Raw genomic sequence first — 24076 nt, forward strand, 5'->3', positions numbered from 1 at the left:
CGTTTGAAGGAACGGATTGATACGCTCGATGAATTGCGGGCTTTGGCGATCGGCGCTGTGATGCTGTCGCATTTCGCGCTCGCCTTCGGCTCGCAATCGATCGTCGCATTTTGGCTCAACCTTCCTGATCTCAGCGTCGGCGTCGATCTGTTCTTTGTGATTTCAGGTTTCCTGATCTTCCAGAATCTCGCCGATCTGGCAGAATCGGCCAACACTTTCACGCGAGTTGTCGGGGCCTTCTATGCGCGCCGGGTGACCCGGGTCGCGCTTCCGGCGTGGACGATCCTCGCAGTGATCGCGCTGGCCGATCTTGAACCCCCAGCGTCGAGCGCCAACGACTTTTGGGCGGCGTCGGCGTTCGTTGCCAACGTCCATTGGGCGCGATGTGAGATCGACGCCCGCTGCGGCGACGCGCTCGCGACATCTCACTTCTGGTCGCTGGCGAGCGAAGCACAATTCTATTTCCTGGCGCCAGCGCTTCTGCTAGCGCGAGCGCGCGCGCCGCTCTACGTGGTTATCACAGCCATTCTGCTTCTCGCGCTTATTCCCCACCCGCACGGCTCCCTGCTCTGGGCGCTGCGCCCGGAAGCGCTTTTGCTTGGCGCGGCGCTCGCCAGCGAGGTGCGGCGGCGCGCCACCTGGCTGGTGAAGGCGCCGCCGGTGACCGCTGGAGTGGCTGCATGGTGGAGTCTGGTCGCGTCCATGATGGCGCGAATTGCAATTGGCCCCTTCTCGGGGTTGGCGTGGGCGCTGGTCGCGCTGATCAGCGCCGGCGTTGTTCTGGGACGCCTTAAAGGCCCGCCCATCGCGGGCCCTGTCGGCAATGCCGTTCGTAGGGCCGGCCGGGTGTCGTTTTCGGTCTATCTCGTCCACCTGCCGCTGATCGGCGTCGCGGCGGAATCATTTGCCGCCAAGATCGGTGTAACGCCTGCTGTCTTTGGCGCTCTGGCCGCGATCGCCGCCGCGACGATCGTGGTCGAGTTCGCGATCGTACAGCCGGCGGCGCAGCTCGGCCGAGCCTGGAGCGCGCGCATCGCTCTTAAAGAAGCGCCAATGAGAAGCAGCCGCGCAAAAATTCGGTCGAGCGCCATGTGAGGGCGAACGCTCTTCTGCGGCAACGGCGCTTGCGAAAGTACCGCTGCAATGCGATCGCCACGGCTCAACAAATCTCGACGGAATGCGTTGCCGGTGAAGCGTACTCCCAGAATTTCAATTTGAGCCGCATGTCGCTCATCAGCACGACGGGCGTCCACGCATGTCGACAATCGCGTTCGACCGCAGATTTGTTCCACAGCTTCGAACACGTAGCCGCAGGCGCGCCGCCTTAGGGGCCTGGCATCGAACAATTGCCGAATTATCGCCTTAACAATTCGCAACGCTTGCAGCGCTTCCTGTAGCATACCGATCACGCGCTCAGAGCACGAGACGACCGGACATTTGGTTTGATGCGGCACAATGTGAGTTTGCGAAAGAGAAGGACTGACCATGGACGCGTCTGGTGTCCGTCGTTGCGCCTGTACTTCCCACGAATTTTCCGAGTTTCGCGGAAGGCCGCCAAAGGAGCGCGCCAAAAGGACCCGCAAACGCTCCAACATATCGCTTACACGCTTGATCCGAGCGCCATGGCGGCAATCCGTGGGTGCGTTGTCGATGAAATCGATCACCTCCACCACGAAGTATCGCATTCGCTAATCCTCCGATATCACTGGTCAAGATCGCTCGCCAGTTCTTATCTTGAGGGCGTCGAAGACGTCATGGACCCATGCAACAGCTCAGAACTTTTCGAAGTCGATGACGCGATATTCACGCTCACCGAGCGGCCGACGCGCGTGGACTGGCCAGCGCCGATGATCATCTATGTCGCAGAGATTTACGACACACAAAGTGAGATCTGCGCCGAACATTTTGAAGTTATCGTTGGTCCGGATGGACGGCCCGAGCCCCGAGAATTGCTCGGGGCATAATCGGCGTCTTCGCTACGATCTCAGCGAGCGCTGGCGAGGCGATCGAAGCGTCTTGGACATCGATGTGGACGGGGCTCGACGAGAGCGAGCTAATCCGATAATGCGGTTTTGGAATTATCCCAGTTGGGATATTCGACTTAACTAGATGCGCGGCTCGAAGCCGTTAAAAGTTTCTTCAGCCGAACTCCGTCTAAATCATCGAACCAATGGCCTGGGACGAGAGCATGAGCGAGAAGGCGGATCTTGAGAAAAAAGCCGTCGGGACGCTGCAGCGCTATCGCGAAGCATATGCCAGGGCCGAGGCGCTGGAACAGGAGGCGGCGGCGGCGCGCCAGGACGTTTTTACAAGGCTCAATCGCTTGGAAATCGCGAAGGCCAAGGAAGTGGCTGTGCGCGTGAGACCCGAAATCGTCGCTGCCGACCAGGCCGCCATTTGCAGGCTGACTGAAATCCGCATCGCCTTGAGCGAAGCGACCGCGGAGCTAGATTCGGCCTTCCGGACCCTCGCCGCCTTGGATGAGCAGTTGGGCTATATCCCTGGTGTCAGCGTCGCGAAACCTAATGGGAGCTACGTTGGAGGCAGTGCCGAAGAAAACGGCGAACTCCCTTGACCCACGGCTCTCGCGCTGCCTGCGATGCGGTGGGCTAGAGTCATTCTTGCATCCCCTAGGGGTTCCCGAAATTCTGCGCCCCTACAGGTCGCGGCGCCTTCCTCTTCGATGCGCCTTCGAATCCGCGTCCGTCCACACACGAAGACGCCCGCCTAGGCCGATGGCGGCACGGATCGAATATACACTCTTGCTAACCTGCGCGCGGCGTGGCGTCACGGATACGTCAATCCTGAAGCTGTTGCCTCGCCCCATACCGATCCGCCAAACGTTAGCCCTGCGGCGTGAACGCATCCGATCGGATGTCTTTCATGCTGGCTCCGCGCATGAAGAAATCACGCTTCAGCCGTTTCACCAGATTTTCGCCGCCACACAGAAAAATTGCGCTGTCCTTGACGTTTTGCTCTGCGTGCAGGGCTGTCGCCGCAACGTCTCCTCCGGCCGGAGCATTTGGATCAAGCAGGCATGGTCGGTAGTCGACATGCGCCCGCGTCCGGCTCAGCGCTTTCAGCTCTTCATCAAGATAGAGGCCATCACGGCTGCGTGCGCCGTGGTAAAGACGAATTGGACCGAGATGGCCCCGCTTCAGAGCGTCTCGCAACACGCCATAGAGTGGCGCAAGACCCGTCCCGGCGCCGATCAGCAGCAGGCGCTGCTCCTCGTGGACGCCTTCGTAAAAGCATGTCCCGGACGGACCCGCGACATGCAAGCGGTCGCCCGGCTTGAATTCTCCCAGCCGTCGGCTCATTCGGCCATTTTCATACAGTCGGATATGCATCTCGAGAAATGGATCGTCCTCGGGATGGCTCGCGAGCGAGTAATGACGTCTTAAATCGCCATCCGCGACAAGTTCGAGGAACTGCCCTGGCCGATACGCAAAATCATCTGCATCGACACGCAGTCGGATCACATCCGGCGCGAGCGGGTCAATCGCTCGAATGACTGCATCCCGACGCGCTCCGACGTCCTCCGGCCGCGTAATCGTCAGCGGCGACGTCGGCAAACAGACACAGGGCAGAAAAAAGCCGAGCGCCTTCTGACCCTCTGTCAAGCCAACTTGCGACTCTGGCGGAGGGACGCCTTCGACCGCGCGATGCAGACAAGTCTGACAATTGCCGGACCGGCACGACGAAGGCGCGTCGATGCCGGCGCGCTCCAGCGCTTCAAGCACAGTTTCACCTAGCCTGAGTTCGACCGAACGATCCTCGAACTTCAGCATCGGATCAACGGTTCAGTACGTCATCACGAACGGAATTTGCAATCGCCGCGACTTCCTTAACCTCTTTTTCTGGCACGCCAAGGTCACGGAGCGTGTAGTTCAGATTTTCGATTACCGCATCGACATGCGAATCATTGAGACCCTTCGCAACGAGACGCTTGTGCGCATTGCGCATGTCGGCTCCCGTGTAATTATTTGGACCCCCAAACGCCATGGTCAGGAATGATTTCTGTTTGGCGATTTGCTGATCGATGTCGACGCCGTCAAAAAACTGCGCGATGCGACCGTCCGCGAGAACCTTGCGATAAAAAAGCTCAACTGCGGCATTAACGGCGTTCTCGCCCCCGAGGCGCTCGTAGAGATTTGACATGCCTTGCGTTCTCCCTGTTGCCGACCTTAGCGAGCCAACTTTTTCGGCTCGGACGTCACTTAGACGCCGCGGCGCGGAGAATCTTACCTCGACCGGCGAGATTTTTTCGCTCGGAGAATGCCTCCCGCAGGAAATTCAATCATATAAGAAAAGCGTGACGAAATTCGTAATGTCGCCGCTGACTCGATCGATAAGCCCCGGGACGAGCGCGCCGGCTCACCCGCGATCGGCCGCCTTTTCGGCGCGCACAAGCGCCAGCAATCCGAGATACACCTCTTCGCATTCGGGACATTGATGCATGTGGTGACGAACCTCGGGGAGGGTGGCGGCGGCGTCCAAGCCGGAGGCTTCCAACTCGGCGTAGCGCGGTAGACTATCGAAATAATCCGTACACGACATCTCTTCCCCGCTTTTGGCGGCGAAGATCGTATCAAGCAGGCGGGCAAATTCCTTTTGTTTCATTCCTAGCTTCCGGACTCAACCGCATTTGAGACGCTCTGAGACGGGAAAATCTTACCATCATCGCTGAGATAAGTTTTGCGCTGGGGCGAGTCGAACGTAGCTATGATATCCTGATGCGTAACGCCTTCGGAAAGTAGCGCGGCCTTGAGGCGTTTTCGTGCATCATGAATAAGCTTGTATATGCTATTGCGATTGCCGCCGAGCCACTCGGCGACAAGATCAAGCGGCATGCACTGAAAAGCGTGAGCGACAAGCGCTTTTCGCTGGAGTGGCGTCAAAGAGTTCTCGATAAGGCGGACCAACAAAGCCCACGCTTGTCGCCGTTCCAGACTACGCTCGGGTTCTGGAGCATCGGTCGGCCAGACCGGCATATCTTCGCCAAGACGCGCGCTATTCACGACCGCCTTCCGCCAGCGTCGTCGTCGAAGCTCCCCAAGAGTGACGCGAACCGCGATCGAATAGGCCCATGTCGTAAATTTGCTCTCGCCACGAAATTGATCGAGCTTCGACTGAATGAGGATAATGGCCTCCTGGGCGCAGTCCTCCGCCGTTTGATGCAAATCGTGGCCGAGCGACCAACCTCCAGGCGTTTCATTTCGCGAGAGAAATTTGATGATCGCACCAAGCACGAGCTCACGCAGCTCAGCCAGCGCGACAGCCTGATTCTGATCGCCTGCCCGTAGGGCCAATAACCACTCGGCGTTTGATCGTTGTCTCATTTCGCAGTACGGATGACAGACAGGAAAACGGCTTGCGCGCAAAGGTTAGCATCAACATCGAAGCGACGCTATCCATAGGTCCTCCGACGCTTGGAGAGCCCTCTCCGGTCGGAAGAGATTTGGATCGGCGCTCGAGAAAAATCGCCCAGCGGTTGACGCGGTCCCGCACGCCGAGCGGATGAGCCCGTCTGAACTCACGATCAGATCGGGAGGCCTCCCCCCGACCGACCCGGGGCGCGCGTTATATTTGGCTCGGGACGCGGCCGGCGCCAACCCGACGAATGGCTGAAGACCAAGTGAGCTTGCAGAGTTCGACTGCCGGCGCGAAGTTTCAAACCTCCGGCCGGCAGTTAGTTGCTAAGCGCTTGAAGCAGCCCCAATTGGCCGGCACTGATCCAAGGAACGAGCAAGCACGCCGATTTGCCTCAACAGTTCTCGCGCTGGAATTCCCTCGGCGTCGATCGCTGCCTACTGCAGCCTCTCTGCAAAGGCGGTTCGGTTGAACAGTTTTTTTCTCGGTTTTTTCCGCGTGCTCAAATTTTTTTCTCATTATCGGGGCGTGGCGGCGGTCACGCCCTCGCTGGTTGCACGAATGGAATCCTGTTATAAGGGTCTTACCGGAAGCACGGCGATCATGCCCGGTATCAGGGCGTGCCGGTGAGATTGGCGGACACCGGCAAGCGGGGGCGGCGGCGACCTGGCTTTTTCGTGCGGAGCAGCTGGAGAACGGCGCGACCGTGGATGAACCGGCGGGGAGTCTTGCTCCTTATTTCTGCGCCGCTTCCAAATGGGTCAACGCCTCTATGGCGTGTCCGATTGCGGTGGTGGCGTTCTCTTTCTTGCCTTCCACAATCGATGCCTTCAACTGCATTATTCCTTCCTTAATGTGCGGATTGTTCATCGCCTTTTCGGCAGCTTCAGCATGCTTGAGCGCGGCTTCGGCGTGCGTCACCAACACATCCGCGTGACCTCGTTTACCATGGTCGATCGCTTCCTCGGTGTAGCTGATCGCCTCGGTCAAATGATCTTCGGCGAGCGCGAGGCGGGGCGCGAAGAATGCCGAGAAACCAAGACCCAGCGCGAGTGCGAAAATTCTGCGTTTCATTGGAAGTGTCTCCGTGAACATTCCGGAAGGGAATCATACTATTGATGACTGGCGCATGAATTCGAGATTGGGTAAGGGCTCCATCTCGCCGTCCTGGCCGCGCTTTGGCGGGGTGCCTGCCGCAGGTGACGAATGGATGGCCCGCGGGACCGATCGGGCAAGCCGGAAGGCCGTATCGATACCTTATGCTGAGCCTATCCGAATTTTGTCAGTCTTCCCGAAACCGCGACGCTACCTAAGAGCCGTGGAACGAGCGCCGTTCACATATTGGAGCGCAGGCTACCCGCGCCGCAGAAAGGGCCCAGAGATAGCGGCCAGGTAGATCTCATAGAATTGCATCGGATTGATCAAATCGTGCATGAGATCGAGCGGCTGCTTTCGCAGAGGGAAACTTCGGGGGCACGCGGAAGATCAAGCACCTATTAGGAGATGCGGGCTGCGTGGAAGCCTGGCCGGCCTTATTCAGAACTTTCTGAAAAAGCCCTCCGGCCCCCTCGAGGGTTGCTTTCCGTTTTGGAAAATCCACGAAATCTGACGCGCTCCTGCGGCGTCGCCGCGAAGACCCGACCGTGGATGCAACGGCGCGCAACGTTTTCCGCTTTAAGGAAGAGGAATCGTGTGGCAGTCGCATTGTTTCAATAAAACACGAAAAAATAGAGCGCTATCATAACCGAGTCTGGAACCGAGTTGACCCGCGACGAGCGGAGTTGAAAAAAGCCCGCGACCGTGAAGCCGCGGGCAAGAGGACTTACAGGAGCCGCTCGATACTGAACACGCCAAGCGACGCCGACCAAATAGGGCAGAAGCGCCTCTAGGCAAGCGTGGCAGGCCAGGCACCCGCAAGGACCCAACGATGACCAAAGCTGAGAAGCTAATACGAGGAATAGAATCGTTGCGTGAGACTATCCGGCGCGCGTGGTTAAGATCAGGCTGGCTGCTCTGACGCATGATGACCGACTTGCAATTTGAGAGTATATCGAACGCTGTCTCGCCGATCTGATCGGCGGAGCCCCTACGAGGAACTCCCCCCGGAGGCGCATGGCGAGTTGTGGGTATCGTGCGTCGCGCGGGGCGGCGGGGGCACCCGATGGCGGGGCGCGCTCAGGCGAAGAGCGTCTTTCAAGTGCACGGCATAGCGTCAGAAGCCAAAGCGGTCTCAGATCCCTCGGTCGCCGAATGAAATTTTTTGCAATCATCGTCTTGGCCCGGGGCTTAGCCACCAGAGGGGTTCGTCGATCCATTACGTTGTTGATGGTCAGATGGGATCGTGTTTCGTCCTGGCTCCTATGGCGTTTTGTCTCAGGCCGCAGTTGCGGCCAAAGCCTTTGCCGCCTGCAATTTTCCGCTGGCGCGTAAGAGCAAGGTAGCGTCGACGCTCGACGACTTCTTAATTCTGGCTTCCGCAAAGACGGAGAAGTCGGAACCGGACGAGGCCGACGCGGCTCAAAGGCATCCAGAAGAAGGCCACATGGGTTGGGCCTCTGCTAGCGCCCAGATCGTTCCAGCAATTAAGGGGCGTGAGACGCGTCGAAAGCTTCCAGCTCAGGGTGTTTTCTAGGGCCTGCTATTATGTCCTCACCCTAAGCTTAGCCTAGCTGAAATCTAATCCAGTAGATTCCGAATTTTTCGTATAGAAACAGTCGTTGCTCAATCTGGAATGAAGAGACATCGTCATCCTTGGGAGGAGGAGCTCAATGGCAACGAAACCCGCGGCTGTCCGGACGCGCGGCGTGTTGGGGCGCGAACGGGACAGTCAAAACCGTGTCTCAGACGATCAACTCCAGGAACTCCTTCAGGCATTGCAAGCCTTAAAGGAGGGCGACTTTGCCACTCGGTTACCGGGCCACTGGGATGGAGTGATCGGAAAAATTGCCGATAGCCTCAATGAGGTAAGCGCCACCAACTGCAGGATGGCGGTCGAACTTGAACGGGTCCGCCAAGCCGTGGGGCGTGAGGGGAAGACGCGCCAGCGAGTAAAATTCGCAAATCACGCCGGGGCATGGGGAGGAATGGAGTCGTCCGTTAACGCCCTGATCGACGATCTCCTTTGGCCGACCAACGAAATGACTCGCGTCATAGGCGCCGTGGCGCAGGGGGACCTTCTGCAATCAGTGCAACTGGAGCTTGAGGGACGCCCCCTGATGGGCGAATTCCTGCGTTCCGCGAAGATCGTCAACACCATGATCCGCCAGCTTCGCGAATTCACTTCAGAAGTGACACGGGTCGCGCGCGAGGTCGGAACCGAAGGAAAACTCGGCGGCCAGGCGCAGGTTCGCGAGGTAACGGGCGTATGGAAAGAGCTGACAGAATCTGTGAATTTTATGGCCGACAACCTCACTAGCCAGGTGAGAAATATCGCAGAGGTGACGATCGCCGTGGCTAACGGCGATCTTTCCAAGAAGATCACGGTCGATGTGCGCGGCGAGATCCTGCAGCTCAAAGAAGCCATCAACACAATGGTGGATCAACTTCGCTCATTTGCCTCAGAAGTCACGCGCGTGGCGCGCGAAGTTGGCAGCGATGGCAAACTGGGGGGCCAGGCGATCGTGCCGGGTGTCGCCGGTACTTGGAAAGACCTCACCGATTCGGTGAATGCAATGTGCGGCAATCTGACGGATCAGGTGCGCAACATCGCCCAAGTGACGACCGCGGTCGCCCGAGGCGACCTATCGCGAAAAATCACCGTGGATGTGAAAGGAGAAATCCTCGAGCTCAAGCAGACCATCAATACCATGGTCGACCAGCTGAACTCGTTCGCTTCCGAAGTCACAAGAGTTGCGCGAGAAGTCGGCACCGAAGGAAAGCTTGGCGGTCAAGCGGTCGTCGCCGGGGTCGGCGGCACTTGGAAGGATCTCACTGACAGCGTCAATTTTATGGCTGGCAATTTGACGGCGCAGGTTCGAAACATCGCCGAAGTGTCGACTGCTATCGCTAACGGAAATCTTTCGAAGAAGATCACCGTAAACGTGTCCGGAGAAATTCTGGAGCTCAAAGAAACAATTAACACGATGGTCGACCAATTGAACGCCTTCGCCTCTGAAGTGACGCGTGTGGCGCGCGAAGTCGGGACGGAGGGTCGTTTAGGAGGCCAGGCGCAAGTGATGGGAGTAGCCGGCACATGGAAAGATCTGACGGACTCGGTCAATTCGATGGCCGGAAATCTTACCGCGCAAGTTCGAAATATTGCTGAAGTGACTACCGCGGTTGCGCGCGGAGATTTGAGCCGAAAGATCACCGTCGACGTAAAAGGCGAGATTCTGCAGCTCAAGGAAACCATCAACACGATGGTCGACCAGTTGAACGCTTTTGCGTCTGAAGTGACACGCGTCGCGCGCGAGGTCGGCACGGAGGGCAAGCTCGGCGGACAGGCTCAGGTGCCGGGCGTCGCGGGGACATGGAAGGATCTCACGGACAATGTGAACTTTATGGCCGGCAATTTGACGGCTCAGGTACGAAACATCGCCGAGGTGGCGACCGCGATTGCCGATGGCGATCTTTCGAAAAAAATCACGGTCGACGTGCGCGGCGAAATCCTTTTGCTCAAGGAGACGCTGAACACGATGGTGGATCAGTTAAACGCCTTTGCGGGCGAGGTCACGCGCGTCGCGCGCGAGGTCGGCACGGACGGACGTCTCGGCGGCCAGGCTGTCGTGCCCGGTGTTGGCGGCACGTGGAAGGACCTGACCGAAAATGTAAACCTACTAGCCGCCAACCTGACCACGCAGGTCCGTAATATCGCGGAGGTGACGACTGCGGTCGCTCGCGGAGACCTGAGCCGGAAAATCACCGTTGATGTGAAAGGCGAGATTCTGCAGCTCAAGGAAACCATCAACACGATGGTCGACCAGTTGAACGCCTTCGCGTCAGAAGTAACGCGCGTGGCGCGCGAGGTCGGCACGGAGGGCAAGCTCGGCGGTCAGGCTCAGGTGCCGGGCGTAGCAGGCACATGGAAGGACCTAACGGACACGGTGAACGTAATGGCCGCAAACCTGACCGAGCAGGTGCGCGGAATCGTCAAAGTCGTGACGGCGGTCGCCGAAGGGGATCTCAGTCAAAGTCTTACCGTAAAATCCAAAGGCGAAGTAGCTGCGCTGGCGGACACCATCAATAGTATGACGCGAACTCTCGCGACCTTCGCCGTTCAGGTGACGACAGTGGCGCGTGAGGTCGGCGTTGAGGGCCGGCTTGGTGGCCAGGCAAATGTGCCGGGAGCAGCCGGCACATGGAAGGACCTGACGGGGAATGTGAATCTTCTTGCAGCGAATCTCACGACACAGGTGAGATCAATCGCTGACGTCGCGACTGCGGTGACGAAAGGCGACCTTACACGACTCATCCAAGTCGATGCGCGTGGAGAGGTCGCGGAGCTCAAAGATAATATCAATACGATGATCGACAATCTCAGGCTCACCACGGATCGCAATACCGAACAAGATTGGCTAAAAACCAATCTTGCCAAGTTTACCGCCATGCTACAAGGACAGCGTGATCTGAGCTTGGTGGGTCGCTTATTGCTTTCCGAGCTCGCGCCACTCGTCGGCGCGCAGCAGGGCGTCATCTATCAAATGCACTGCGGCGACGGTCCGCCAATTCTTAGTCTCCTCTCCGCCTACGCCGATGACCGAGAGAGGAGCCACCAGCTCCGCCTTAGTATCGGAGAAGGACTCGTGGGCCAGTGCGCGACTGACAAGCGACGAATCCTGATCAATGACCTACCCGCCGATGTGGCCCCCATACGGTCGGCGTTGTTCAGTTCGGCGCCCCGTAATATCGTCGTGCTCCCGGTGTTGTTCGAAGGACAGGTCAAAGCGGTGATTGAACTCGCAACTGTCGGCAACTTTAGTGAGCTGCAGACAATGTTCCTGGAACAACTCACCGCGTCGATAGGCATAGTTCTCAACTCGATTGAAGCGACGATGCAGACGGAAGCGCTCTTGGGGCAGTCGCAGCAACTCGCCGCCGAGCTTCAGGCCCAGCAGAGTGAACTACAAAAAACCAATGAGCAGCTTGAGCTGAAGGCTCAACAGGTAGCCGAGCGAAACGTTGAGGTCGAGCGAAAGAATGAAGAGCTGGAGCAAGCGCGCCGCGCCCTCGAGGAAAAAGCCGCCGAGTTGGCGCTCACCTCCAGATATAAATCTGAATTTCTGGCGAATATGAGCCATGAGCTCCGCACGCCACTGAATTCGATTCTTATTCTTGGCCAACAGCTCGGTGAGAACCCCCAGGGAAATCTGACCGAGAGGCAGGTAGAATTCGCACGAACGATTCATGGCGCAGGCACTGACCTGTTGAACCTGATTTCCGACATTCTAGATCTATCAAAAATCGAATCTGGCACGGTCACGGTCGAAGCGGAGGAGCTAGACTTCAAGAGTCTTATCGAGCGGGTAGCGCGACCCTTCCGGCACGAGGCTGAGAATCGCGGCTTATCATTCCAGGTAAACGTCAACGCCAACGTTGGCCGCAGCATCGTGACCGATTCCAAGCGGCTTCAGCAAATATTAAAAAACCTTTTGTCGAACGCATTCAAGTTTACTCCGGCGGGCGCTGTTTGGTTCGATGTGCGAGCCGCGACGAAAGGCTGGAGCGCGCAACACCCTTCGCTCTCGCAAGCGCATCTTGTCGTCGCCTTCAGCGTCCGCGATACCGGAATCGGCATACCTCAAGAAAAGCAGCCCATCATCTTCGAGGCGTTCCAACAGGCTGACGCTTCAACGAGTCGTCGATTTGGCGGCACTGGGCTTGGTCTTGCCATTAGCCGGGAGCTTGCCACTCTTTTGGGGGGTGAAATTCACCTGCGGTCAACCCCGGGAGAAGGCTCAACATTCACGCTTTGTTTGCCGATTGCCTATGCTGGTGCGGGCGCGTCGCGATCAGTCGATCCACAGCCCTTGATGCAAATGCCACAAGCGCCGTTTGGCAGCAGTTTCAGCATTGCACCACAAAAGGATGATCGCGAAAATATCACCGAAGACGACGGCGTCTTGCTGATCATAGAGGACGACCCGGATTACCGACGCATCCTCGCCGACCTAGCGCGGGACAAGGGTCTCAAAGTCATTATGGCTGCCACTGGTTCTGAGGCAGTAGCTTTGGCCCGTTCCTTCAAGCCAACGGCGATCTCGCTCGATGTTTATCTGCCCGATCTGTCCGGTTGGACAGTGCTCTCACGACTCAAACAGGATCCTTCATTGCGCCACATTCCGGTGCAGATGCTGACGATAGATCATGACCGTAAGCAAGGGCTGGCGCGCGGGGCCTATAGTTTTATTTCGAAGTCTGTTACAGCAAGCGAGCTAAGTTCGGCTATCGAACGTATTGTCGATTTCTCAAAGCCACGCCAGCGAAGGCTTCTCTTGATCGAGGACAGCGTGGTCGAACAATCAGCGATTCGCGCCCTTCTTGAATACGACGATGTGGAGATCGTCGTGGCCCAATCGGGTCAAGAAGCCTTGCACGCCTTAAGCAGCCAAAACTGGGATTGCGTCGTGCTGGATTTAGGCCTTCCGGACATGTCCGGTTTTGACGTCCTTCAGCAATTAAATGCCGAGAACGCAAGCGCGACCGTTCCGTGCGTGATCTTCACGGGCAAGAAGCTATCGGCTGAAGAAGATGCGCGCCTTCATACGATGGCGCAAAGCATAGTGGTGAAGGATGTTGAGTCGCCCGAGCGTCTGCTCGATGAAACCGCGCTTTTCTTGCATCGGGTGATCGGCGACTTGCCGCCCGAAAAACAAATTATGTTGGAGCGACTCCATAGTTCCGATGAAGACATGTCCGGCCGGACGATTTTGCTGGTTGACGACGATGCTCGGAACCTTTTCGCCCTGTCGAGTTTGCTCGAACGTCGAGGGATTAATGTACTTACAGCTGCCAATGGCGGCGACGCCCTCGACCTGCTTGAGAAACAAAGCTCGATCTCGCTCGTGCTTATGGATATCATGATGCCCGGAATGGACGGCTATCAGACAATCAAGGCAGTGCGCGAGAATCCGCGTTTCGAGCGTCTTCCGATTATTGCGCTAACCGCAAAGGCCATGAACGAAGATCGCGAGAGGTGCCTTGAAGCCGGCGCGTCCGATTATCTCGCCAAACCCGTAAACACTGAGCAGCTCTTGTCTACGCTGCGATTATGGTTCGCCAATGACGGAAGCTGATAGTTTCGCTGATGAAGGCAAAGTCAATATCCTCCTCGTCGATGATCAACCGGCGAAGCTATTGAGCTATGAAATAATCCTGAATGAGCTAGGTCACAATTTGTTGAAGGCGAATTCGGCGACTGAAGCATTTAAATTATTGCTGGAAAATCAGGTCGCCGTCATCTTGGTTGACGTCTGCATGCCGGATCTTGATGGTTTCGAGCTTGCGCAAATGATCAGGGATCATCCGCGCTTCACCGATACTGCTATCATATTCGTATCTGCAATAAACGTAACGGAAATGGACAGCCTGAGAGGCTACGAGCTAGGCGCGGTGGACTATGTTTCGGTACCCGTAGTTCCAAACATATTGCGTGCAAAGGTTCGGGTTTTCGTTGATCTCCACATCAAGACACAAGCGTTGGCTCGCATGAACAGCGAACTTGAACAGCGAGTGGCCGAACGGACAGCGGAGCTGGAAACGGCGATCGCACGTCAAGAGTTGCTAGCTCACGAAGTAGATCATCGGGCACGTAATGCTCTCGCGGTAATTCAATCGATAGTAGCGTTAACGCCAGCCGACGACGGTCTCTATTTTGCTAGTGCAGTAAGAGGCCGTATCCACGCCATGGCCACGGCGCACAACCTGCTTTCAGAGAGCCGCTGGAGTGGCGCCAATTTACTTAATCTCGTGAAGGAAGAACTCGCTCCATACGCTCAAAGCAGCATCAAGATTGCAGGGGAGGCGGTTTCGATCGCGCCATCGATAGCGCAGAGCCTAGCGCTTGTGCTGCACGAGTTGGCGACGAATGCAGCGAAATATGGCGCTCTGAAAGATTCTGAAGGCTCCCTGTCCGTCAGTTGGCAGTTGAGCGACGAGCGCTTGGAACTCAAGTGGCGCGAAGAAGGGAACGCGGATGTCGTCCCCCCATCTCGCGCGGGATTCGGCTCCAAGGTCATCGAAACGAGTATCACGGGACAACTGCAAGGTCAGATCGAGCGCGAGTGGAAGGCGAGTGGTTTGGTATGTTTGATCCGAATTCCGAGCGAGCACTTTCTGGTGTCCGGGCCTAGCAGGGGCGCGTCTGAAGATAAGCGCCGCCGTCAAGGTGACGCCCCACATGTCCGCGGGCGCAGCATTCTCGTGGTGGAAGATGAAGCCATGGTCGCCATGATGACATGTCACGTCATCGAGGATCTCGGCGCCAAGGTGATTGGTCCTTTTGGGCGAGTGGAGGAAGCTCGGAAGGCGCTATCCGAATATCTCGACGCGGCGGTGCTCGATGTAAATCTCGACGGCGAACTCGTGTATGAGCTAGCGGATGAATTAAGAAATCGCGGCAAGCCGATCATCTTCGTCACAGGTTATCATGCCGCCGCGATCGCTCAGGAGTTCGGCGATGTGCCGGTGCTAACAAAGCCGATAGAGCCAGACGAACTTGCCGCGGCGTTGGCGGAACTATTCGTGGAGTAATATCGGGCTTCGGACGGAATTCGGCCGCGTCGCTCGACGACTGGCGCCTCGCCGATTGCGTCTATCGTCTGCGGCGGCTGATGGAGGCGCGCATGGGGAACAGCGGGCACCGCGAGTTCATCCAGGTGCTGCGGCTGATGGAGGACTTCCATCAACATCTCGTCGAACAGGCCATCGCGGAGGCGCTGCGTCTTGGCGCAATCAGTTTTGACGCGGTGAAGATGCTCCTGCTCGCCAAATTGGAGAACCGGCTAGCCTGGCTCGATCTGACATTCTACCCCTATCTGCAGTGGCGACGGTCGGCGCGACAGACCCGCGCGCCTATCTCGGGCTCGTCCCCAACGCAGCCGCTATCGAGCCAAGTGTGCGAGTTTCGGCATGAGCGCCTCGCAGGAGTCGACCTCCCAAATGATCGTCGCGCCGCAGGTGCTGCTGGGCAATCACCTCAAGGCGTTGAAGCTTCCCACCTTCGCGCGAATATGAGAAAGTGGCGCTGGAATCGGCGCAAGATCGCGCCGATTATCCGCGCTATTTGCTGCGCCTGTGCGAACTGGAGCGCATCGATTGCGAGCGGCGCAATGTCGAGCGTCGCATTCGCTTGGCGCGCTTTACGCAGATCAAGAGCCTCGACACATTCGACTTCGCCGCGCAGCCGTCACTCAACAAGCCGCTGGTTCTGGAGCTGGCGCGGTGCGAACGGATAGAGAAGCGACAGAACTGCATCGCGCTGGGTCCATCCGGAACCGGCAAGACTCACCGCGCTCGCCCGTGGGCTCGCCGCTTGCTAAAAGGCCTTCAGCGTCGCTTTCACCTCGGCCGCCGCCCTCGTGCACGAACTCATGGAAGCGCGCGACGAGCGCCGCCTGCGGGCGCTGCAAGGGCATCTCAACACCATCAAATTGCTGATCGTCGAAGAGCTGGGCTACGTGCCGTTCACGGCGGTTGGTTCTGAACTGCTCTTCGAGGTCTTCAGCCAGCGCTATGAACGTGGCGCCACGCTGGTGACCAGCAGTCTGCCATTCGATGAATGGACGTCGGTGTTCGGGTGGAACGGCTCACCGGCGCGCTGCTCGATAGGCTCACCCATCATGTCCACATTCTGGAGATGAACGGCGACAGCTATCGTCTCGCGACAGCCAGATATCCGACGCTAACCGGACGCCGTCTCTGGCGGGAGATCAAGGAACGCGGATATGCCGGCGGCTACACTGCGGTCACCGACCTCCTGCGCGAACTTCGGCCCCCGCGCGCGAAAGGCTTCGAGGAGGCGCCGATCACGAAATCGTCTGATCGCCATCCCGCCAGACTGGGGAATTTTACTTCGGCGCTTCTGGGGAAATCGAAATCGGCATTTACACAGCGTTAACTACAGAACCAAGGGAGAAGCCGACGCAGCCATTTAACCGCCGTTGACAATCGTCTCGCTGGAGGCAAAATTCTTCCAAGGCCTCCTTTCGGCGCACAAGGCGCCGCGTCGATTGAGGGAAGTCACACCTTATGTCGCACACTAACCGTGCAACGCGCGATCCCACACGCGAATTGAATCCATCCCGCTGGTGGATGCGCAGCGCGGCGCTTCGCCGGAAGTCGGAGCGAGCAGCAGGTAGCCGCCGTCTCGATTGCTCTTGCACACGAACAGCTCGGGAATTGGACGCCACTATGTTCAATGTGGTACAAGAGCTACGCTGCTCAACGCTTTGAACCCCTCGAGAATGGCGCTAATCCAGCAACCAGAGCGATACAGTTTGATGCGTCCTAGCCCCAGCTTGTCTCAGGTTCACTTACACGAGCCGTTGTTGGCTGCGCTGGTGGACAATGCCTTGGACGGCATCATCACGATCGACGAAGCTGGAACGATCCTGTCATTTAATCCTGCCGCGGTCGCATTGTTTGGATATGCGGCTGACGAAGTTATCGGGCGAAATATCCGCGTGCTGATGCCCGAGCCATATCGCAGTCGGCATGATGACTACCTGAGCCATTACCTCCGCACCGGCGAAGCCAAGATTATTGGCATCGGTCGGCAGGTCGAAGGACAACGCCGAGACGGGTCGGTCTTTCCCATAGAGCTTGGAGTTGCCGCAGTAGAAGCCGAGGGCGAACGCTACTTTGTCGGATTCATACATGATTTAAGCGAGCGGCGCAGATTTGAAGCTCGAATGCATGATCTGCACGCGGACCGTCTCGACATTATCGAGAATATGACAGTCGGACTCGCCCATGAACTCAAACAGCCGCTCTCGGGGATCAACGCCTATCTCCACATTGCAAGCAGGCTCCTTAAGAAGGGGGATTTAACAGAAATAGAGCAGGTCCTCGACAACGCCTCCAAGCAGGTATTTCGTGTTTCCGAAATAGTAGACAATCTGCGCCAATTTATCGCGCGGGGCGAAACGATCAAAAGCCTCCACCATTTAAACGAAGTCGTCCGAACCTCGTGTGAATTTACCGACTCCATCGCCAAGGAATGCGGCGTCGCGACAGCGGTGAATTTGGATGCGCAAACGGACCAGGTGCTCATCAACAGAATTCAAATCCAGCAGGTCGTCGTCAATCTGAAACGAAATGCGATCGACGCGATGGAAAATTGCGAGAGGCGCGAATTAGTCGTGTCGACGCGACTGATCGACGATAATGAGATTCGGGTCGATGTCGCTGATACTGGTTCAGGCATTTCGGAGGCGATCAAAGCCAAATTGTTCGAAGTGTTTACGACCACGAAGCCCCATGGACTGGGCGTTGGATTGTCTATCTCACGCTCGATTATCAACGCGCATCACGGACGGTTGTGGGTCGAGCCCAATCCTGGCGGCGGTACGATCTTCAGTTTCGTATTGCCGTTGGCGAAACAACATCAAAAGCTCGCGGAAGCCTAACGTGTCTCGAAAGCGACCGAAAGAGCACCACCAGCGTTTGATTGAGGCCGCATAAATGGGTTGGCGAGGCAACACAACAGTGACAAGGACGAAGCGCGCGAGTGCGCAAGCGCCCTCTGTCAGGCACCGTGATCGGGCGGGCATAGCAATTTTGTCATTCTATTGGGTAACGTTTATTTATTTTTGCGTCGCGCTTCTTTTACTCTTGGCTCGCTGCCGAACATCCTCTTTTGCCGCGTCGCGTAGTTCGGCGCGAAACTGATCGCGTTTTTCGTGGACGGAAGCGATAACGTATCCTGCTGGAATGCCCAAACCTACCAGCGCGGCCTCCGAGATTTGAAGACTGGCCTCGACCGTCTCGGGCACGGCATCAGTTACTCCAATTGCGTAGAGGTGCCGTGCGTGTTCGGTATCCCTAGCACGCGCGACGATCAGGACGTCAGCCCTGAGTTTACGGACGCCAAGAACGATCGCGTCTACATTCGAGTGCGAACCGACGGTCACAATGACAGCGGCGGCCTCCATTATTCCACACGCTTTCATAAACGCGGCATGTGTCGCGTCCCCGAAGTACACTTCATGCCCGTTCTTTCGTTCTTCTGTCACCGAGGCTGCATCTCTGTCAGTGGCGATATAAGGAATATTATGTTCCTTCAGGAAGGACGTGACGACCTTGCCGACGCGCCCATGACCGACGACGATTGCATGCTTATGCTGTTCGCGGGGCGCCGCCTTCAGCGTCGCATCAATCTTCTTTGGCGGTTCCATTCGAGAATTAATTTGTCGTGCGGCAGCGGACAATGCCGGAATGAGAACCATCGTAAGCGACGTGACCGCAAGAACGAATGAGGACAGTACAGGATCGATAAGCCCCAAACTTTTCGCCAGTCCTATCGCGACGAAGGCAAACTCCCCGCCGGGGCCAAGCAGGAAACCCGTTTCGATAGCGACGCGCCACGATTGGCCGAATGCCTTCGACAGCGCAATGATGATCGCCGCCTTGAAGGCGATGAGGCCGGATACGAGCGCCAAGATGGTGAGCGGATCGCGTGCGATCTCCCTCACGTCAATGGTCATCCCCACCGTGAAAAAGAAGATACCCAGCAACAGGCCCTTGAACGGCTCGACGATAGCTTCCACGGCCTTACGATATTCAGTTTCGGCCAGAAGTAGGCCCGCGACGAACGCTCCAAGCGCCATGGACAGACCCTCGACGGCGGCCAGCACGCCCGTGCCAATGATGACGAACAGAACCGCCGCCGTAAGTAGTTCAAGAGATTCCATGGATCCAACAAGACGGAAAAGAGGTCGCAGCACTACTCTTCCAACCAGAACGATGAGCGCAATGGCCATCGCCGCATGGGCCAGTGTTATGCCAATGTTCGTCGCAAGCGAACCTTCAGTGTTCGAGCCGATGATCGAAACGAATATAAGTATCGGAATCACCGCCAGGTCCTGCGCCAGCAGGATAGAAAAGCTCGCTCTGCCTGCCCCTGTGGGCAGCTCGCCGTGTGCCGCAAGAATTTCAAGAACGATCGCGGTCGAGGATAACGCGAGGCAGGCTCCAAGGATGACTGCGACTGATGGCGCTTGTCCAGTCCAGGCGATGATGAGGGAAAGCAAACATGATGTGATAACGACCTGCGATCCGCCAAGCCCGAAAACGAGTCGCCGCATTGAAAGCAGCCGATCGTAGGAAAGCTCCAGTCCGATAAGAAACAAAAGAAAAACGACGCCAAGTTCGGCGATACCGCTAACATTTTTTGCATCGACGACGGTGAACCAATAGAGAAACGGCAGCTTGTCGATGAATGAACCTAGCCCGAGGGGACCAAGGAGCGCGCCCGCTCCCAAATAGCCCAGTACCGGGTTCAACCCGAGATAGCGTACCAGGGGAATGACGACGCCGGCAGTCCCTAGAACGACGAGCGCATCGCTATAGACCGGTATGTTGATTGTCGGAGCCAAATTACCTCCAGAGTTGCACGGTGAAGGAGTACGAAACTCCTTAAGCTTCATATACCGCAGTTGGGCCTTCGATCGGCAATCTCAGGGCTCGCGGCCAGAGTCGCGAGCGCTAGACCTTAGCGATGACCAAGCCCTTCGGCTTTCGACCCCCCCGGGGGCCGCAAGCCTGCTTGCAGGAGTCTCGATCGTTGGGCTCCAAGGACGAGCCATGCTGGCATGGCTCCAAGGCAAAACGATCGGTCAGAACCGCACGCGTTTCAGCGAACTCGCCTGCGTCATGCTTAGCATCTCAGCGTAGTCCTAGGCACTCACATTTTTATGGCGCAGCCCATTATCGTCGTTCTAATATGCCACAAACGCCGACGTTGCGTCTCGACCTGCGCTGAACAAAAAATCCCCTTTGATGGCAGGATCGAAGTCTGCGTTCGCCGAGCTAGAATGCAGGCACATTCGGGCTTTCGGATGCGTCAAGGGGGCTTCTATTCTAATGCCTGGCGAGCGAGTTGCGCACTTCAATTCAATCTTGCGCGAGCACATTTCTTCCGCACGGGCTCGCGCGGCAGCGAGCGCCTGCATATGATCGTTACGTCCGTCGGGACTTCCGTAGCCGTTCAGGCCTGCTCGTCAACTTGCCGGCGTCGCTGAAAGCAAAGCCTGCATTGCCAACCCTGTAGCATACATACATGCGATACTTGTCGCGTGTGATCTTCTCGCGGTATCGAGAGTTTGCTTCTCTCTTTGGCGAGACAGATCTGCCGCGTCCTGGAGCTGGGTTATTCCGACCTCGGGCAGGAAGTAATGGTTGTGCATGTCGACACGAAGGCTGTGAGAGGTGCAACATGGGATTTGTCGGTGATTTTATTTTAATGAACGAATTGCGTGCGACGAAGATCGCGTTTGCAAACCTTCCTCCCTATTCACAGCAGATAGCACTTCGGGAATTTCGCCAACTCACATCTAAAAGTGAATCGTGCGACTCGAAAGAGACGCTTTCGGCGAGGGTGTTCGAAGCGGCACTTCGCCGCCAAGAGCTTGGTCATACTGCAAACGCAATACCTGAGTGGGTTGGAGCTTGCTTAGCCGAAAGTCATTTGCTTATGCGGCAAAAGGCCTGGAGCAGCAATTCCAAATGGCAGTCCAAACTCGCTGAGGTTGAAGCGTGGATTGAGCAAGCAACCTCTGGCGTCCCAAAAACTGATGGATGACACGATTGGAAACACATACATTTTCAACGGAATTCTTGCTCCAGCGGGCCTGCGGGGCCGTTCGAGGGCGTCTGAATTGGTGTTATCGGACTTGCTACCTTCCCAAGAGCAATGCCGGCGATTTTGCGGTGACGATGGCGCCGGCGCCGTTGGCGTTTGGGGCGGCGAGAAGATCATCGTTGGTGCCGATGTGGAAGCTGCGGCGCTGACGCGGGTGATCAAGGCGTTGCGGCGATGACCCCGATCTCGCCGGACGCGCGGGTCTGGATCGGCACCGGGCCACACCGACATGCGCAAGGGCTATGCGAGCCTCCGTAGCCTGAGTGCTATGTCCGCGCGAGCATGCCGAATGGCCGGTCCACCGGCGGAGACATAGAAAAAATGAATATTTCGCATAGCCGGCTGCAGTTGGCGGGAGCATGTCCTATTTTCTTCTGGTCCTATATGGGGGCGGTCCTTGCCGTAGAATATAGAAGGAGCGTGGTGTGAATCGCTTAAACTACCAGCACCTCTACTATTTTTGGGTCGTTGCTAAACATGGGGGCATAACTCGCGCATCCGAACGATTGGGGCTCGCACAGCCTACCATCAGCAGTCAACTGTCAACCTTTGAAAGAAATATGGGGTCTCGTCTTTTCCAAAGGGACGGACGCAGGATGTCCCTGACATATGTCGGCGAGCGCCTCTTTCGCTATGCCGACCAAATCTTCAAGCTCGGAGAAGAGATCCATTTGTCGTTGCAAGAGGCACGAGCGCTGAGCGTTAGACGCCTGATTATCGGCGTTGTAGCCTCGCTTCCGAAGTTGGTGGTTTATCGCTTGTTGAGCCCGGCATTCGAGGTGGGTTCTCCGGTGCAAGTGGTCTGTCATGAAGATAAACTCGAACGGCTTATGCCAGAACTCGCATTGCACGACATCGATTTGGTAATTTCGGATGTGCCAGCAACGACCGCGGCCGGCACCCGGGTATACAATCATCTTCTCGGACAATCCCAGATTGCGGTGTTCGGCTCGAAGAAGTTGGGGCCTTCATACTGCGAGAACTTTCCAGTATCCCTGAACGGCGCGCCCCTGCTATTGCAGACAACGAATATCGCGCTCCGGGTATCGCTCGACGAATGGTTCGAGGAACACAACATCCGACCTAATATAGTAGCCGAAATTGAAGACAGCGCGCTGCTAAAAACGTTCGCCGCTGAAGGGGTTGGGCTGGCAATCGCGCCATCGATCCTGGCCAACGCGCTGCAGCGCCAACATGACTTGAATGTCATCGGCGAGCTCGAGGGTCTATCCGAGCAATTCTATGCGATCACAACGCAGAAAAAGTTCAGAAACCCCATGATTTCAGCCATTATCAAAGGGCCGGACCGAACCGACAGCGATTGCGCCACGGAAGATTTGGAGCGTCAGAATGGATATTCCAGACCTTGGCTCATGAAGCTCTTGTCCCTAAGTTACATCTGGCTAAATCTCCCCGAAGCCTGCGAAGCAACCGCCTTGTTGTGCCTCTGACGTCACACGAAAGTTGAACAGCGTGCCGAGTCGGCGACGCGAGGTCGCGGAGGTGCCGCATCTCGAGACGCTGCTCGATATTGGCACGGATACGCAGCCCGGCGTCATCATCGACGACAAGGGCTATTTCAGCAAGGACGATCGCCGCATATGCAAGATCGCTCGGCGATGCGCCCCCGTCCCGTAGGTCAATGAAAAAGACCCCCTTTTTTCTTCGCGCACGCTCTATAAGGCGCGTTCGCGCGCCGAGCAGGGCTTCGGTCGGCTCAAATGAATTCAAAGTGCGTCGCTCTACGCTGCGAGACGGCCGCCTCTCTGTTTGATCAAATTACCTCTCCTTGAGAAATGAAATATATTGCCATTGAGGGGCGTTGGCACCGACTCGCCGATGCTCCTCCCGTTGGCGGAGGGCGTTCTTGTGCTCGCCGACAACATGCTCGGTAAATAGACCGCCCATTCGGCATTCGTCGAAGAGCATCGATGCGATCTTCAACATTGAGCGCGAGATCAGGACTGTCTCGGAAAGGAGCATCTGACCAATTGTCCTCTTGAACGTAAGCGCTGTTTTGACCGCACCTTTTCTGGGGCTAGGGACGGGGCGATATTCGGAGCGTTGAGGAGCTCCGACACATGTCGATTTTAGAGCATAAGCACGTGTCGGAGATTGAGGCGGCTCCGCCACGACGTGTCGAGATTTTTACTGGGGCCGGTCGCCGCCGCACGTGGACGGCGGAAGAAAAGGCGTCGATCGTTGCGGAGAGTTATGAGGAAGGCGTCCACGCCTGCCAAGTTGCTCGCCGACATGGTTTGACGCCACAGCAATTGTTCACGTGGCGGCGCGCGGCGCGGGAAAGTTTGAAGGCTGTTGACGCCGAAACTCCCTCAGCATTTGTTCCTGCGGTTGTTGAAGCGACAGCTGTGAAAGCAACGCCTGCCGAGCCGGCCGACGCCCAAGCGGCCTCTGTTCGGCCGCCGATTATCGAACTTGAGATCGGCGGTTCGCGCGTATGGATATGGCGCGGGGCGGAGGCGGCGCTGGTGACCGCGATCGTCGGCGCGTTGAAGGACGATAAAAGATCGGACTGCGCGTGATCGGCCCGACGGGCGCGGTCCGCGTCATGGTGGCGACGAAGCCCGTCGACTTCCGTAAGGGCGCGGAGGGTCTCGCGGCGCTGGTGCGCGAGACGATGCAGGCCAATCCCTTCGACGGCGCGATTTACGTTTTCCGCGCCAAGCGCGCGGATCGGATTAAACTCGTGTTCTGGGACGGCACGGGCGTATGCCTCTTCGCCAAGCGACTGGAGGACGGCGAGTTCCGCTGGCCCAAGATCGATGACGGCGTCATGCGATTGTCGGCGGCGCAATTGTCGGCGCTGCTCGAAGGACTCGATTGGCGGCGCGTGCGCGCGGCGAAAGAGACGCCGGCCCCCGCGTTGCCGGGATGAGCTGCGACACA

Annotated in this window: 18 protein-coding genes and 3 pseudogenes; 15 read left to right on the plus strand and 6 right to left on the minus strand. The window is 57.2% G+C overall.

The genetic code is table 11. The features are described from left to right. The first annotated feature begins 3 nt into the window (after positions 1-3). The 3 genes from EHO51_RS19730 (at position 4) to EHO51_RS19740 (ending at position 2575) form a co-directional block, all read left to right on the plus strand. The gene (locus EHO51_RS19730; protein ID WP_164479497.1) at positions 4-1095 is read left to right on the plus strand and encodes an acyltransferase family protein; all 1092 of its coding nucleotides are present in this window, start codon (positions 4-6) and stop codon (positions 1093-1095) included. A 527-nt stretch (positions 1096-1622) separates the two neighbouring features. Then, a complete protein-coding gene (locus EHO51_RS20665) occupies positions 1623-1964 on the plus strand; it encodes a hypothetical protein (protein WP_164479498.1) in 342 nt (113 codons plus the stop codon). Between the two features lie 224 nt (positions 1965-2188). Next, the gene (locus EHO51_RS19740) at positions 2189-2575 is read left to right on the plus strand and encodes a hypothetical protein (RefSeq protein WP_124740548.1); all 387 of its coding nucleotides are present in this window, start codon (positions 2189-2191) and stop codon (positions 2573-2575) included. A gap of 268 nt (positions 2576-2843) precedes the next feature. Here the strand turns inward: EHO51_RS19740 and EHO51_RS19745 are convergent, their stop codons facing one another. The 5 genes from EHO51_RS19745 to smbP all read right to left on the minus strand — a co-directional run bounded on the left by EHO51_RS19745 (position 2844) and on the right by smbP (position 6447). After that, positions 2844-3791: an FAD-binding oxidoreductase gene (locus EHO51_RS19745; RefSeq protein ID WP_124740549.1), complete on the minus strand. Its 948-nt coding sequence runs from the start codon at positions 3789-3791 to the stop codon at positions 2844-2846. A gap of 4 nt (positions 3792-3795) precedes the next feature. Next, a complete protein-coding gene (locus EHO51_RS19750) occupies positions 3796-4161 on the minus strand; it encodes a group I truncated hemoglobin (RefSeq protein ID WP_124740550.1) in 366 nt (121 codons plus the stop codon). 216 nt (positions 4162-4377) lie between these two features. Beyond that, positions 4378-4623: a hypothetical protein gene (locus EHO51_RS19755; protein WP_018409358.1), complete on the minus strand. Its 246-nt coding sequence runs from the start codon at positions 4621-4623 to the stop codon at positions 4378-4380. A 2-nt stretch (positions 4624-4625) separates the two neighbouring features. Then, complete coding sequence (locus EHO51_RS19760) at positions 4626-5342, minus strand: RNA polymerase sigma factor (RefSeq protein WP_245435137.1); 717 nt, start codon at positions 5340-5342, stop codon at positions 4626-4628. A gap of 766 nt (positions 5343-6108) precedes the next feature. Further along, positions 6109-6447, minus strand: coding sequence for a small metal-binding protein SmbP (gene smbP / locus EHO51_RS19765; protein WP_124740551.1), 339 nt, complete (start codon positions 6445-6447; stop codon positions 6109-6111). A 1694-nt stretch (positions 6448-8141) separates the two neighbouring features. Here smbP and EHO51_RS19770 point away from each other — a divergent pair. From EHO51_RS19770 to EHO51_RS19785, 6 genes and pseudogenes are all read left to right on the plus strand, one after another. Continuing rightward, positions 8142-13604 (plus strand): HAMP domain-containing protein, encoded by a 5463-nt coding sequence (locus EHO51_RS19770; protein WP_124740552.1) that lies wholly within the window; start codon positions 8142-8144, stop codon positions 13602-13604. Then, the gene (locus EHO51_RS19775; protein ID WP_124740553.1) at positions 13591-15060 is read left to right on the plus strand and encodes a response regulator; all 1470 of its coding nucleotides are present in this window, start codon (positions 13591-13593) and stop codon (positions 15058-15060) included. The genes EHO51_RS19770 and EHO51_RS19775 overlap by 14 nt, the downstream gene beginning before the upstream one ends. A 17-nt stretch (positions 15061-15077) precedes the next feature. Continuing rightward, positions 15078-15442: pseudogene (locus EHO51_RS21080) on the plus strand (IS21-like element ISFlsp1 family transposase); the annotation flags it as partial. Positions 15443-15468: 26 nt separating this feature from the next. Then, a pseudogene (istB, locus tag EHO51_RS19780) lies at positions 15469-16201 on the plus strand (IS21-like element helper ATPase IstB); the annotation flags it as partial. After that, positions 16196-16333: pseudogene (locus EHO51_RS21495) on the plus strand (IS21 family transposase); the annotation flags it as partial. The pseudogenes istB and EHO51_RS21495, both read left to right, overlap by 6 nt. 523 nt (positions 16334-16856) lie before the next feature. Beyond that, a complete protein-coding gene (locus EHO51_RS19785) occupies positions 16857-17936 on the plus strand; it encodes a two-component system sensor histidine kinase NtrB (RefSeq protein WP_245435139.1) in 1080 nt (359 codons plus the stop codon). Between the two features lie 177 nt (positions 17937-18113). On the opposite strand, the gene EHO51_RS19790 is transcribed toward EHO51_RS19785, so the two are convergent. After that, entirely contained in the window at positions 18114-19904 is a 1791-nt protein-coding gene (locus EHO51_RS19790) for a cation:proton antiporter (RefSeq protein ID WP_124740555.1), read from the minus strand. 839 nt (positions 19905-20743) lie between these two features. On the opposite strand from EHO51_RS19790, the gene EHO51_RS19800 reads away from it, so the two are divergent. From EHO51_RS19800 to tnpB, 6 genes are all read left to right on the plus strand, one after another. Beyond that, entirely contained in the window at positions 20744-21109 is a 366-nt protein-coding gene (locus tag EHO51_RS19800) for a hypothetical protein (RefSeq protein WP_124740557.1), read from the plus strand. Beyond that, the gene (locus EHO51_RS19805) at positions 21102-21347 is read left to right on the plus strand and encodes a hypothetical protein (RefSeq protein WP_124740558.1); all 246 of its coding nucleotides are present in this window, start codon (positions 21102-21104) and stop codon (positions 21345-21347) included. The genes EHO51_RS19800 and EHO51_RS19805 overlap by 8 nt, the downstream gene beginning before the upstream one ends. Before the next feature lie 247 nt (positions 21348-21594). Further along, positions 21595-22620, plus strand: a complete 1026-nt coding sequence (locus tag EHO51_RS19810) for a LysR family transcriptional regulator (RefSeq protein WP_124740559.1) — start codon at positions 21595-21597, stop codon at positions 22618-22620. Between the two features lie 52 nt (positions 22621-22672). After that, positions 22673-22807 carry a hypothetical protein gene (locus tag EHO51_RS21290; protein ID WP_275548832.1) on the plus strand — a complete coding sequence of 45 codons (135 nt, stop codon included), beginning with the start codon at positions 22673-22675 and terminating at the stop codon, positions 22805-22807. 443 nt (positions 22808-23250) lie between these two features. Then, a complete protein-coding gene (gene tnpA, locus EHO51_RS19815; protein WP_109027271.1) occupies positions 23251-23712 on the plus strand; it encodes an IS66-like element accessory protein TnpA in 462 nt (153 codons plus the stop codon). A 26-nt stretch (positions 23713-23738) separates the two neighbouring features. After that, positions 23739-24065, plus strand: coding sequence for an IS66 family insertion sequence element accessory protein TnpB (tnpB, locus tag EHO51_RS19820; RefSeq protein ID WP_210330407.1), 327 nt, complete (start codon positions 23739-23741; stop codon positions 24063-24065). Positions 24066-24076 lie beyond the last annotated feature (11 nt).

Origin of the sequence: Methylocystis rosea, from assembly GCF_003855495.1 — a bacterium.
Lineage (GTDB): Bacteria > Pseudomonadota > Alphaproteobacteria > Rhizobiales > Beijerinckiaceae > Methylocystis > Methylocystis rosea_A.